13 protein-coding genes and 1 tRNA gene are annotated in these 13,192 nt (G+C 54.0%); 3 read left to right on the top strand and 11 right to left on the bottom strand.

Annotated features, from left to right (window positions below; translation table 11 throughout):
* Window positions 1–136: 136 nt before the first annotated feature.
* From NWP14_RS19050 to NWP14_RS19005, 10 genes are all read right to left on the bottom strand, one after another.
* Complete coding sequence (locus NWP14_RS19050) at window positions 137–775, bottom strand: cysteine hydrolase family protein (protein ID WP_375215821.1); 639 nt, start codon at window positions 773–775, stop codon at window positions 137–139.
* The gene (locus NWP14_RS19045) at window positions 775–2,115 is read right to left on the bottom strand and encodes a solute carrier family 23 protein (RefSeq protein ID WP_346430634.1); all 1,341 of its coding nucleotides are present in this window, start codon (window positions 2,113–2,115) and stop codon (window positions 775–777) included. The genes NWP14_RS19050 and NWP14_RS19045 overlap by 1 nt, the downstream gene beginning before the upstream one ends.
* Before the next feature lie 214 nt (window positions 2,116–2,329).
* The gene (locus tag NWP14_RS19040; protein ID WP_375215820.1) at window positions 2,330–3,496 is read right to left on the bottom strand and encodes an FAD-dependent oxidoreductase; all 1,167 of its coding nucleotides are present in this window, start codon (window positions 3,494–3,496) and stop codon (window positions 2,330–2,332) included.
* An 11-nt stretch (window positions 3,497–3,507) separates the two neighbouring features.
* Window positions 3,508–4,506 (bottom strand): extradiol dioxygenase, encoded by a 999-nt coding sequence (locus NWP14_RS19035; RefSeq protein ID WP_346430635.1) that lies wholly within the window; start codon window positions 4,504–4,506, stop codon window positions 3,508–3,510.
* A gap of 19 nt (window positions 4,507–4,525) precedes the next feature.
* Complete coding sequence (locus NWP14_RS19030; protein WP_331834914.1) at window positions 4,526–5,410, bottom strand: fumarylacetoacetate hydrolase family protein; 885 nt, start codon at window positions 5,408–5,410, stop codon at window positions 4,526–4,528.
* Window positions 5,411–5,436: 26 nt separating this feature from the next.
* A complete protein-coding gene (locus NWP14_RS19025) occupies window positions 5,437–5,853 on the bottom strand; it encodes a RidA family protein (RefSeq protein WP_375215819.1) in 417 nt (138 codons plus the stop codon).
* 75 nt (window positions 5,854–5,928) lie between these two features.
* A complete protein-coding gene (locus NWP14_RS19020; RefSeq protein ID WP_331834912.1) occupies window positions 5,929–6,912 on the bottom strand; it encodes an ABC transporter permease in 984 nt (327 codons plus the stop codon).
* Window positions 6,912–8,504 (bottom strand): sugar ABC transporter ATP-binding protein, encoded by a 1,593-nt coding sequence (locus tag NWP14_RS19015; protein ID WP_331834911.1) that lies wholly within the window; start codon window positions 8,502–8,504, stop codon window positions 6,912–6,914. The genes NWP14_RS19020 and NWP14_RS19015 overlap by 1 nt, the downstream gene beginning before the upstream one ends.
* A gap of 21 nt (window positions 8,505–8,525) precedes the next feature.
* Entirely contained in the window at window positions 8,526–9,530 is a 1,005-nt protein-coding gene (locus NWP14_RS19010) for a substrate-binding domain-containing protein (protein WP_223261776.1), read from the bottom strand.
* A gap of 234 nt (window positions 9,531–9,764) precedes the next feature.
* The gene (locus NWP14_RS19005; protein ID WP_375215818.1) at window positions 9,765–10,580 is read right to left on the bottom strand and encodes an alpha/beta fold hydrolase; all 816 of its coding nucleotides are present in this window, start codon (window positions 10,578–10,580) and stop codon (window positions 9,765–9,767) included.
* Window positions 10,581–10,769: 189 nt separating this feature from the next.
* On the opposite strand from NWP14_RS19005, the gene NWP14_RS19000 reads away from it, so the two are divergent.
* The gene (locus NWP14_RS19000) at window positions 10,770–11,474 is read left to right on the top strand and encodes a GntR family transcriptional regulator (protein ID WP_375215817.1); all 705 of its coding nucleotides are present in this window, start codon (window positions 10,770–10,772) and stop codon (window positions 11,472–11,474) included.
* An 18-nt stretch (window positions 11,475–11,492) separates the two neighbouring features.
* Window positions 11,493–12,194: a siderophore-interacting protein gene (locus NWP14_RS18995; RefSeq protein WP_375215816.1), complete on the top strand. Its 702-nt coding sequence runs from the start codon at window positions 11,493–11,495 to the stop codon at window positions 12,192–12,194.
* Window positions 12,195–12,451: 257 nt separating this feature from the next.
* On the opposite strand, the gene NWP14_RS18990 is transcribed toward NWP14_RS18995, so the two are convergent.
* A tRNA-Ile gene (locus tag NWP14_RS18990) sits at window positions 12,452–12,527 on the bottom strand.
* Between the two features lie 124 nt (window positions 12,528–12,651).
* Here NWP14_RS18990 and mug point away from each other — a divergent pair.
* The gene (gene mug / locus NWP14_RS18985; RefSeq protein ID WP_095099618.1) at window positions 12,652–13,158 is read left to right on the top strand and encodes a G/U mismatch-specific DNA glycosylase; all 507 of its coding nucleotides are present in this window, start codon (window positions 12,652–12,654) and stop codon (window positions 13,156–13,158) included.
* The last annotated feature ends 34 nt before the right edge of the window (window positions 13,159–13,192 follow it).

The following is a 13,192-nucleotide window of genomic DNA, read 5'->3' as shown; positions in this document are numbered from 1 at the left end:
GCGCCCGTCGGCGTAAACGGCCCGACGTTGGGAAAGCGGAAGAGGGGACTTGCGATACACAAGTGGACTGCATCGTCGGCTCTAGCTGAAGCTTTACGCAACCCCCTGCCCGGCAGGGGGCTACAGGCTAAAGGGCTTAGCCAACTAGTTGAATACGCGCCATGATATCGGGAGTGTCGGTAACCTCGGCAAATTCATAGGCCATAGCGCTCAGGGAGATACGCTGAACCTCTGCTGCGCTCACTTCACCAAACCCCATATCAGGATAGGGCATTGCAGCATTTGCATCGCTCAGGGCTATCATTTTGTATTCCCGATGCACGCCATCGCGAATGGTGGTTTCACAGCAGACGTTGGTCACCGTGCCGCAGACAATCAGGGTGTCGATATCCTTCATTCGTAAAATCGCATCCAGGTCAGTGTTGTGAAAACCGCTGTAAAAAAGCTTATCAACCACAATGTCGCCTGGCCTGGGGGCGAGCGCATCAATGATTTCAACCGCCGGATTACCGCGTCCCAATAGTTGATTAACGTTAGGGTAGAAATCAAGCATCCGCCCGGTGTCTTCGCCGTCTCCCCGTACCACATGGCGCAGATAGATCACCGGCATTTTGCGCTGCCGCATCAGGCTGCTGAGGGCCTGAATGTTTTCGATAATATTCGCGGTCTCAGGAACATATAGCCCTTCGCCTTCGACGCAAAACACCTTTTGCATATCCACCACAATCAGCGCGGTACGAGCAGGATTAATAGCCCACGTCACTTTTCCCATCATTAAAGCGTCTCCTCTTCAAGCGCGGGCTTGCGTAAGCCGCGCACAAATACATTGATAATGAGGTTGAGGAAAATCAGCAGGATGATGCCAACAATCATCGGCTGCGCCACAATGCCCTTCAGGGCGTCGGGAAGCAGATTCAGCACCTCTGGCGGTAGATACATACTCCCCATGGAGAGAATGAAGGCTGGTGCTGCCACTGCGAGGTTCAGTTCATCCCAGTGAATTCGCGCCATTATCTGGATCCCGCTCAGGGTTATGATGCCAAACAGAATGGAGGAGGCGGCAGAAAGTACGGGTTGAGGAAGCGACGCCAGCAATAAGCCAACCGGCGGCAGTAACCCGATAAGCAGCGAGAGAACCCCGGCAGCCAATGTGACAAAACGGCTGGCAACGCCCGAGACGCGGATAATGCCAACATTTTCCGGGTACGACGTCGTACCCAAACCGCCTGCCGCCGCGCCAATGGCGCAGCCGATAAACTCGGTAAACAGCCCGCGATTAATTCGCTGGGTCGTCAGCGTTTGACCGCCCCAGTCGGCCAGCAGTGAATACATGCCCATCGCTTCCGCTGAGGCCTGCAGAAAAGCCAGCATCATTAGCAAAACCACCGGCAGCGACACGCCGAATCCGAAAGCGAAGAAGTGCGGTAACGCGACAAGCGGCGCGTTGGCGAGATCGGGTAGATGCCACGTCGTCAGCAGCTTAAACACCACCACGCCAACGACGATCCCCCACAGCAGCGCACCGCGTTTTATCAGATCATGGCGGCCAAACACCATGCAGCCAATAATCGCGAGAACCGTCGCCAGAGCGGCGATAAAGCTGGTGCCCAGAGTTCCGCCGCTGGCGGTGCTGAACCAGCCAGCAGGACCGATGCTGGCGAGCTGCGCGCCAATAATCACCAGAAGGGAGCCAAAAACGATAGGAGGAGATATATAGCGAATCAGCAGGCCGGTGATCCCTAGCCGCTTCAGCGGCATGGAGAGTACTGCGAAGATTAAAGCCGCCACAAACATCGATCCAAAAGCGGTGCCCAGCCCAACGCTATGCGCCGATCCCAACACGGCGACCATAAAGGCGGCCGTCGGGCCCTGCACGACCGGAAGGCGCAGAAAACGGCCCGATTGCAAAATGGTGACGATACCGGTCGTAAAAAAGCAGGCCTGTACGATGGTGCCGGTCTGCTGGTTGCTGAGATTCAGCGAGGCGCCAATGATGACCGGGAAGACCCATATCCCGGTCAACGCCAGCAGGTGCTGTAGAGCAAACATCAACGTGCGGGTGGGCGACACCTTGTCTTCGATTCCTACCGACAGTACTACCGATGTGTTGAGCATGCTGATACCTGTAAAAGAATGCGATGTTTATTGGCCCATGGCTTAATCAGGCAATAACCGTGCCTCTTGCGAATAAGCTTCCGTCAAGATAATGATATGCAATGGATTATTTTAAAGTCAGCCTGCCAGGACGCTCGGGAATGGCGTCGCTTCGCACCGCCATCGTGCCAAAAAAGGCGATTCTGAGCAGGCCGATGCCTGCCCAGCTCAGCGGTTAAACGCCAATTTTATAGCTGTGCAGCCAGGAGAAATGCTGTTCCAGGCTATTGAGTACCGCATTACGCCTGGTGCGATCCTGTCCGGCCGGAAGGTGAAGGCAATCATTAAGCCGCCTGGAGGATTGCTGAATTTTCTCGCCACGCCCTTTGCGCTCTTGCTCATAGCGTTCAAGCCCGCCAGCAATCGATGTCGTGGCGCTATCATTGAGGATATGCGCCAGGGCTACCGCATCCTCAAAAGAGGAGATCGCGCCCTGTCCGTGGTGGGGCATCATTCCGTGAGCCGCATCGCCAATCAGCACCGCCCGCCCGCGATACCAGGAGGACATCTGGCTAACCTGAAACATGCCCCAGCGCTCTGCCAGATTAACGTGTTCCAGCAGCTGGCCGACGGCAGGGTGCCAGCCGATAAAATGGCTGCGAACACTCTTCGCATCTGCCGGGACACGCCACGATTCGTCCTGCCATTTTTCCGGCCCATCCATAAACACCACAATGGTCTGGTATTCGAAATTTTTGCCAACAGGAAAATTCAGCACGTGCATGCCGTTACCCATCCAGTCGGTAAAGGAGCGCGGCTCCGGCAGCAGATCGAGATCGGCTGTTTTCGCCAGCCCGCGAAACGCGCTGTTGCCGGTAAACACCGGTGACGCGTCGGGGCTGACATACTGCCGTACGACCGACTTAATGCCGTCTGCGCCCACCACTAAATCGGCGCTGTCCCTTGAGCCATCCGCCCAATGTAATATGATTTCATCGTCTGCCTCTTCCAGCCGTACCAGCTGTTTGTTCAGCCGAATGGTCTGTTTGCCAATCACATCGAGCAACGCCGACTGAAGATGGGTGCGGAATGCCCCGTAATAGGGATAGCCATACTCATTCCGATACCAGTTCTCCCGCGCCAACGGTTGAGAGCCGGCCACGCTGCCGTCCTCATTTCTGAAGAACGCCATCTCCGTTTCACAGGATCGTGCCGCCATCTGCGCGGCGATGCCCATCTCTTCAAACAAGCGCGTGCCGTTAGCCCATAAGGAGATACCCGCACCCAACTCGGCCAGTTCACTGGCCTGTTCATATATAGTCACCTGGTGCTGACTGTTTCTCATGACCGAAGCAAAGGCCAGACCACCCATGCCGGCGCCTACTATTGCGATTCTTGCCATCACGCTTCCTCTTATTTCTGGCCTGGATAGGTCAGATAGCTCATGCCGGTGATCCACTCCGGTACCGATTCATAGGCAACATAGTCCGGACGGGCCCCTTTCATTGCTCCCATTAGCGCCACCCAGTTCAGGGCCTCATGGCCACCGTGGCCGCCGCGATCTTCCACTTCGTCGTAGGTCAGCGCGCGCATGTAGCTGACGTCACCGGCTTCGAAATGTTCCAGCATTTCGCGGTCCCACTCTTCGTTGACCAACGGGTGGCTGTTACCCAGCGGCCATTCCATTTTGCTCATCATTTCAATTTCATACTGAGCGAAATCGGTATAGAGCGTCGGGTCGTTTATCAGGGCCTCTTTGCCGATGGTCTGGTAGACCTTCATACGCTGCAGCAGCTCATCGCCTTCCGGCGCGCCTTCCGTCCAGACCGGAGGCCAGTGCGACAGTCCCCCGGTGGCGAGAAAGTGCACGCGGAACTCATCCGGCAGAGCGTCGATGATTTCACGCACTTTCAGACCGAGATCGTAGGCGCGTGAATAGGGCATTAGCGGTGGAGAGAAGACGTTGATATATACCGGAACGACCGGGATATTGAATTCCGGATTAATAAATACCAGCGGCATCATCAGGTTATTACCGTATTCAATCGGCCCCATCCGGGTGGCTTCAAATCCGCCGTGGATCAGCTTTTCCAGGAGCAGTTGTGCAATTTCAGCGTTGCTGGCAATACTGTGCTGTTTATCAAATTTCAGCGCTTCCATCATATATTCGGCTGGGCCGATATTCGCATCACTGACGGGTACGCCTAATGTCGGCATTAAATTACGAAAATTGTTCTCAAAGTGATCGTCTAAAAAGGCAATGATCAGATTGGGCTTAGTTTCATCGATACACTGTTTTAATCTGGCATGAATTTCCGCCAGCCGCTGGCGTTGTTCAGGGGAAGGCGCATCGGCCCAGCCTAATGCACCGGGAACGTGGGACATGCTGATTGCACTGACAATCTTAGCCATAAGGACTTCCTTCTTTTTATCAGATAATGGTATTGGTTAACTGCCCAATTTCATTCATGGAAACCGTCACGCTATCGCCGCGGACAAGATAACGGGGCGGCGTAAATCCTAGACCCACGCCTGCGGGAGTCCCGGTGGCGATGACGTCCCCGGGCAGCAGGGTAATATTCTGACCGATGGTTTTAATTAATCGCGGGATATCAAAAATCAGATCGGAAACGGACGCTTGCTGGCGCAGTTCACCATTCACATGGCAGGAGATCGTCTGGCTACCGGGGAGGCCAAACTCATCGGCGGTGACCAGAACCGGCCCCATCGGGCAAAACCCATCAATTCCTTTTCCCAGCAGCCACTGGCTGTGCAGTTTCTGCAAGTGGCGAGAAGTGACGTCATTCACCAGGGTATAGCCGAAGACGAAGGACATGGGGTCCTCGTCCTGTGCAATCCGTCCCTTTTTACCCAGCACCACCGCCAGCTCTGCTTCATAATCGATGGTGTTGTACGGATCCAGCGTGCTGTCGATGGCGTCATCAGGGCCACAGATGGAAGTGGTAGGTTTGCTGAAGATGATAGGATTCGCCGGTACGTTGCCCGCCGCCGCGCTGGAGTCATAGCCGCTGTTACCGAACTCCTCAGCGTGCGCATAGTAGTTTTTGCCCACACAGAAAATATTGCGCCGCGTGGCCGGGATTGGCGCCAGCAGACGCACGGCGTCAATGGGCACCGCGTTTTTGCCTGCACCTTCACAGCATAATTTTAAGCTGTTCTCTATTTCCGAAAAATGCTCGATAAGCACATTCATATCATTGGAGTTTACAATGTCGCTGACGTCGATAATATTTCCAGCGTGATTAATAACGCCAATTCTCTTACTGTCTGAATAGACATAAGTTACTAGCTTCATAATTAACCTTTCCTGCAGTCCTGTAATTAATCGCGTGCGCGGGCGACGGCTTCCACTTCAATCAGAAACTCTTCTTTCACCAGACGGTCGACCACCAGCAGGGTATTGGGCGCATAGTCGGAGGTTGCGAACAGGCTGGGAAAAAGCGCTTCACGATTTTTCATGAAGTTTTCGATGTGCTGCGACGCCACCAGATAGGTATTGAACTTTACCACATCATTAAAATCGCAATTGACGGCGCTGAGCACATCTCCGAGATTTTTAAATACCTGTGAAAACTGCGCATCGAAATCGCCTTTCCCGACCACGTTGCCGTCATAACCGACCGCAAGCTGTCCTGAGATATAATAGAGATCGCCTGCGCGGACTTTGGTCAGGTTAGAGTAGAGCCCCTGCGCCGGGCTGGCATTTTCAGGATTGATATACATAACGTTTTTAGACATAGCAACACTCCTTATAGCAGGATAAATAACGGTAAGAATGCTCAACCTATTTCTAATAAATACTGGCGATGAATATCAGTACGATTCGCGACGGCGAAATCGGTCAAGGACTACCGCCAGAATAATGACCACGCCGACAGCAAGCGTCTGGTAATATGCCGATACGCCGACCATGTTCATGACGTTGGAAAGCAGCGTCAGGACCACCACGCCGGTAATCACCTGGCGCAAATTTCCGGCTCCGCCGGTGAGCGCTACGCCGCCAAGTACCACGGCTGCCAGCGATTGCAGCGTCAGATTCGCTGCCGCAATCGGCTGGGCGGAACTGGTCCAGGCGGTGAGGATAATGGCGCCGATACCGGCGCAGAAGCCGCTGACCATATAAACCAGCACCGTATTAAGGCGGACATTAATGCCGGATTTGGACGCGGCGGAGACGTTAGAACCCATGGCGTAAACGTAGCGGCCAAACAGGGTGTATTTCAGGAGTACGCCAATAGCTGCTGTCAGCGCAACGGCAATCCATACCATCACCGGTATCCCCAGCAGCGTGCCGTAACCTACCGCGTCAATATAAGCGGCGGGAACGTCATATATTGGCACCCCGCCGGAAAGGATCAGCGCAAACGCCTGAGCGACTGAGAGCATACCCAGCGTGATCACCAGAGGCGAAGTATTAAAAAAGGAGATCAGCACGCCTGACGCCGCGCCGGTTAGGGAACCCACCAGCACCATCACCAGCAGCCCGGCGGGAATGCCGGCGTGATTCATCACCATGACCCCGGCCACTCCTGCCAGCGACATGGCGGAAGAGAGCGAAAGATCGAGTCCTCCTCGTATCACCGCCACAGCCTGTCCCAGAGAGAGTATTAACAACGGCGCGAGCTGGCAGGCCAGGTTAATGCCGTTACTCACCGATAAAAACCGCGGTTGAATAATCCCCGTAACAATCGCAACAACGACCACCAGCAGCGGCAGCATCCAGTCGGACATCGAGAATTTACGTTTTATCGCCGGTTTCTGTGGGCCTGTCAGGCTGACATCTCTGCTTGTATTCATCACATCCACTCCTGCTTCAGGCTAACGCTTGATTCATTGGGGCCATCATCGGATGCTTCTTGCCCCACCACATCGGCAATAATTGATGCCTTGTCGTGCTCATCCGGCGTGCGATAAGTGTTCACCACGCAGCCGTGAAACAGAGTCCAGACCGTATCGCACAGGGACATTGTTTCGGCTAAATCACTGGAAAGCAGGATCACCGAGACACCGCTGTTCGCCAGCGCCCGAATGCGTTGATGGATTTCGTATTTGGCATCGATATCCACCCCAGCAGTGGGTTCCTCCAGCACCAGCACTTTCTTTGCGCTTGCCATCGCCCTCGCCAGCAATACCTTCTGCTGGTTGCCGCCGCTCAGGCTGGTCAGTAAATCGTGCTTGTCGGCGAACTTAACCCCGCAGGCTTTGAGAATCTTATCGGCGCTGGCATCAGCCTGACGGGAGCGGATGAATCCCGCTATGCTGAAGGCCTTCAACTGCGTCATCATCAGATTTTCAGCAATCGACAGCGTGGGATAAACGCCATTACTGGCCCGACCCGCAGGTAGCCACGCCACGCCGTTTTTCAGCGCATCCACCACGTTTTTGGGACGCCATTCATAGCCATCCAGCCGGAAACGAGACGAGGCGTCATGCGGTGTGGGGATAAAGCCCACCAGGTTTTGCACCAGCACGTCGCCACCGCAACCGACGACGCCGTAGATCCCCAGTATTTCGCCTTTCCCTAAGCTGAAGACCCTGTTACCGCCGCCGCTGACCGGCAGATTTTCAAAGTCGAGCAGGGGAGGGAAATTCTGCTCCCTCTTGTTCTCCACGCGGTGGCTACCCGGCGCTTTGCCCGTCAGCCGCGAGACGATGAAATCTGCCGTTACCTCCGGGCTTACCTGAAAGGCATCCACCACCTGGCCGTTGCGCATAATGGTGACGCGGTCGCTGACGGCGAGTACATCATCGATATGATGCGTGACCAGTATCGACGCGATGCCGGTTTCACGCAGTCGTCGCAGGACGCTGAAGAACATCTCTTTTTCAACGGCGCCGAGCATGGCGGTCGGCTCATCAAAAATAATGACCCGAGGTTGCGACATCAGCGATTTGCCGATTTCAATCAGTTGCTGAATCGCGACCGGAAAATGGCCAACCGCGCTTTCCATATCGATGTCGTCCAGACCAAGCTGGGTCAGGACTTCCATTACCCTGGTCTTCTCCTGAGCGCGACGAGTGAGCGAGAGGAGCGTTTTTCCTTGCTCCGCTCCCAGCCACAGGTTGGCGCGTACGGATAGACTCGGTGCCAGAGACAGCTCCTGATAAACCATGACAATACCTGCGTGCCGTGCTTCCCGGGAGCTGTTGAAGGCTACCCGCTGTTCGTCATACCAGATACTTCCCTCATCAGCGGGATAGAGCCCGCTGATGATTTTTCCGATGGTTGATTTTCCGGCGCCGTTTTCACCCAATAAGCAGTGGATTTCTCCGGCGGCAAACTGAACCGAGACATTGTTCAGCGCCTGGGTTGCGCCAAATCGCCTGGACAATCCGCTGATACGCAACAGGGGATAATTCGGACTCGTGGTGGTCTCTACATTGTGCATCCGTACTTCCCTCTGGTCGCGTTACTGCATCGCCGGGACTTTCCAGTCCGCCGGTGCAATTTCATAGGTTTCAAAGGGATGTGTCGCTACGTTGCTCTTGTCCAACACTTTATTCGGCACGTTATAGTGGGCGTAGCTCAGACCGTCGGCGCCAGCTGGGGCCAGATTTGGCAGGGGTTTATTTTCCATTTCGCGAATGGCGTACTGCACGATCAGGCGACCCATAATGATTCCCGGTTCGGAAACCACCGCCAGCATTTTGCCATCCTCAATCATTGGCACCGCCCGTTTCACCATTGCGGAGCTGACCACGGCAGCATCGCGATGCTGCTGGCGTATCGCCTGAACGGCCCCCATGCCAAGGGTAATCTGCGGGGTATAAATGAAGTTAATATCCGGGTTACGCAGCATCAGGTCGGACGCTTTGGCCAGCCCTTCCTGCAAATCAATGCCACCGCCGAATGCCGAATCAATCACTGAAACCGGGCTGGTGCATTTCTGCGCTTCAGCTTTAAAGCCCTCGTAGCGTAGACGCACCCACTCGGCACCGGCCGGGCCCGGGATCATCGCCACTTTTTTCGGTTTTGCAGCGGCTTTACACACCGCATCGGCCATCAGCTTTCCAATATAGGTGTCATCCTGAAGCACACCAAAATCGATGTTCTTGCTGTCAACCGGGATACCGACCGAAGCGACCTTAATGCCCGCGTCTTTAAGGGATTTGATTATGGGATCGAAACCGTTATAGGCGGCTGGGGCCAATACGGCGACGTCGGCGCCAATGCTTTTAAAGGCTTCAAGCTGAGCAAACTGTTCACGGACGTTGCCGTAAGCACCGGCTACGGAAACCTGCACGACATTCACCCCAGTCCGTTTGGCTTCATCGGTAATGCCGTAAATGATACCTTTATAAAAGTCATCATTAAGGTGTACTACCGTCACCGCCAGTTTAAATGGCTTTGCTGCTGTTATTGCGGGGATAAGCCCCACCAGGCGATCCTCTTCCGCTCTGGCTGGCGAGGTCATTAATACTGAAAATATTATCGATGTAATAAAACAGGTTAAACGTAAAGATGCAGGTGTGTTTTTATATTGAGACAGCCAGTTCATTATTGTTTCCTCGTTTCACAAAACACAGGGACAGATGTATCCCCCCAGATTTAATGGCGTTTTCGAAATAAAAGGCGGCATGTTTCCAGATGTAGTATTAACCCGTAATAATATAATCCGTGATAGCGACCTTGGGTAAAAGAAAAAGGATTAACTAAAAAGCTGATTTACCGCTGACAAAAAGGAGCGGCTTCGTTCAAACGCTACCGAATGCGAGCATCCATGAAGAATATAAAGATCGGCCTGTTTTATCTTTTTTGCCAGCACTTCAGAAGTTTCCGGCGGGAATGGAACATCTTCGCGGCCATGCAGCATGATTACCGGACAATTAATTGCCGACAATGTTTGTTCACTCAGCGTCGTTTGTTCTACATATTGCCGTGGGTCGCCGGAAAACATGCTGTTAAAGTAATCGGCATAGCCTTGGGCAAAAACAACCGGCTCACGTGCAGCAATATAGTCATCGTCAATAATGGATGTATCATGAATTAATGTGCTAAGTGCCGCCACTAATTCGACTCGATTTTCCGGGCAGCGCCATATACGTCTGGTTGCGTCGGATACGGAAAAAGGGGCACCAATGGCGCCGGTGGTTAACACTGCGGAAATTCGCCGATCGGCTGATGCCAGCTGCAGGGCGATTGCCGCCGACAGAGAATGACCAATAACGCCGATTTGCGGTGCGTCGATCAAATCGAGCATCGCTTTAGCCTGGCGAACCCACATTCCGAAATCGAAATAGGGCGGCGCAGTTTTGCGGCTGCTGATGCCAAAGCCAATCAGATCCATCGCATAGATGCGGTAACGCTGGCTCAGGTCATCCAGTACCCGGCTCCAGTTTCCCAGACTGGATGCGCCCGGGCCGGAGCCGTGAATCATCATGAGCGGTTCTCCCTCTCCGCCGCTGTAATAACCTACCTCCATACCTTCAAACTCAAAAAATGACCTCTTCAGTGTATGAGACATATCAACTCCTGCGTCGGATGGGGTGTAAGGCTGATAATACCCGGCGAAAAACTTTTTTAAAGTAAAAAATGGATTTTTTTGTTAATTATAAGTTTTTGGTATTAATATCTTCTTAACATCTTTTGTGCTACTATTAACACAATGATGGACTTTTAAAATTAACTTATTGAAAATTAAACAGAGGTTGCAATGAAAACGCTCAAGGAAGGAAGGTCGCTGAATCAGACGATCTATGCTCGTATCAGGGAACTGATTCTGACCGGACAACTGATACCGGGGAACAAGCTGAAGATTTCTGAGCTGGCCCATCGCTTTGATGTCAGCCTCAACGTTATCAGGGAAGCACTGAATCGTCTGGCGGGTGAATTGCTTGTAGAAGTGGCCCCTCAGCAGGGTTTTAGCGTTCGTGGGCTGGATGCTGATGACCTTCGGGACCTCACCGAGCAGCGAATTCTTTTTGAAAGTATCGCCCTGCGTAAATCAATTGCAACGCGAGATGTGGAGTGGCAGGCACGGCTGGTGGCAGCGAACCATCGGCTGGTGCATACGCCGCAAACGCTGACAGAAGAGCCAGGAAAGCTCAATCCAGGATGGCACTCTCGCCATGAGGATTTCAACTTTATCATGATGGAAAATTGTGGGAGTGACTGGCTGTTTCTGATGATAAAACAGCTGGCTGAGGCTTTTTCTATCTATCAGCGCGTTTTATTACCCGTCACAGCCGAAGAAGGGGAGCGCAACGCCGACCACAATGAGCTTTTGGAGGCGATCCTTGCCAATGATGCCGATCGGGCGACTGCCATACTGACGGAACATCTTAATCAAACCCGGGACGTCATGCTGAGTGCGCTCAATGCGGTTTCTCCCGGGAAGAAGGCATCTTTTATCCCTTGAGTCAGAGGAGCGGTACGTGTGGATAAGCATGAAAGTCGCCTGTTACGCCCGGCCTGCATTCGCCAGATCGCCGACATCAACCCACGAATGACGCGTGTGGTGCTGTCTGGTGAGGTGGTGGCCCATTTTGCTGATGCTCTGCCCGGCGCCTGGGTGAAGCTATTTTTTACCCCGCCCGGCGAGGCTGAGGGCCCTGGCCGGGCCTACACGATCAGCAGCCTGAATCAGGAGGCGCAGACGCTTAGCCTTGATATTGTTCGGCATGGCAGCGGCCCCGCCATGAGCTGGATAAAAAGCGCACGCCCCGGAGAGATTGTTCGCCTTGCCGGCCCCAGAGAAGGGCTGGCCGTCGAGGGGGTCGGCTCCCTGCTGCTGTTCGGCGACGAAACGGCTATTCCTGCCATATTTGCTATTATTCCGACGCTGGCAGCGCATGTCACCGCGCACGTTATTTTGGCTCTTGATGACAAACAAGATTATCCGCCGCCGCCGGTCTGCTGCACGCTTAGCGTAACCCGATTGTCTCCCCGGTCTGATGATTTTTGCACGCACGTGATTAATACAATCCAGCGCCTTGCCCCTGAAAAGGTATGGGGGGCCGGAGAGCATGGCGATGTCATTCAAATTCGTCAGGCGCTATTCAAATCAGGACGTAGCCGGAAAAACGCGGATATCATCGCCTACTGGAAGCTGGGGGAAGCCGATCACCGGGATTGCTGATCTCCTCCCCGTTGATGCGGTTCTTCGTCGGAGAGCTTGTTTCACATTGATGCATCAGCGCGATTTCGTACCGGGCGCTGGCCCTGCAACTGTCTTGATTGCCACACCAGGGACGATAGTCGCCCCTCGGTAAGCGGCCCGCTGTCCCTATGATAAACGCCCACCAGATATGGTCTTTTTTACGCCAGCAATAACATCGCGTAACAAAAAAGCCACTCTTTCGAGTGGCTTAATTATATGATTTTAAATCTAAAATTTGGTGGCCCCTGCTGGACTTGAACCAGCGACCAAGCGATTATGAGTCGCCTGCTCTAACCACTGAGCTAAGGGGCCGTGGCGAGGGATTATAAAGTAACTGGCAGACGCAATCCAGCCTAAAACGCGCGGCTGCTGTTTTTATAAACAACGCATTTTCAATCCTTTATAATCAGCTTTTAGCTATTGAGCAGGGGGCACGATGATTAACGATATTCTGGCACCGAACCTGCGGGTGGTCTTCTGCGGGATCAATCCGGGAAAATCCTCCGCCCATACCGGCTTTCATTTCGCGCATGCGGGGAATCGCTTCTGGAAGGTGATTCATCAGGCGGGCTTCACCGACCGGCAGCTGAAGCCGGAAGAGGAGCTGCAGCTGCTCGACACCCGCTGCGGGATCACCATGCTGGTGGAGCGTCCGACGGTGCAGGCCAGCGAAGTGGCGCTGCAGGAGCTGCGTAACGGGGGGCGAGAGCTGGTGCAGAAAATAGAGCAGTATCAGCCGCGGGCGCTGGCGGTTCTTGGCAAGCAGGCCTTTGAGAAGGCGTTTCAGGCCCGCAGCGTGCAGTGGGGCAGGCAGCAGGAGACTATCGGGGCGACCGAGCTATGGGTGCTGCCGAATCCCAGCGGACTGAACCGGGCGACGCTGGATAAGCTGGTGGAAGCCTATCGCGAGCTTGACGACGCGCTGGCGTCGCGCGGTCTATAGCTTCCGTTCCGGAGGCAAACGCCGGGCAAAAAAA

The sequence above is a fragment of the Klebsiella sp. C349492 genome (genome assembly GCF_042055345.1).
Lineage (GTDB): Bacteria > Pseudomonadota > Gammaproteobacteria > Enterobacterales > Enterobacteriaceae > Klebsiella > Klebsiella scottii.
The sequence above is the reverse complement of the archived record's forward strand: the minus strand, read 5'-3'. Positions and strand labels throughout refer to the sequence as shown.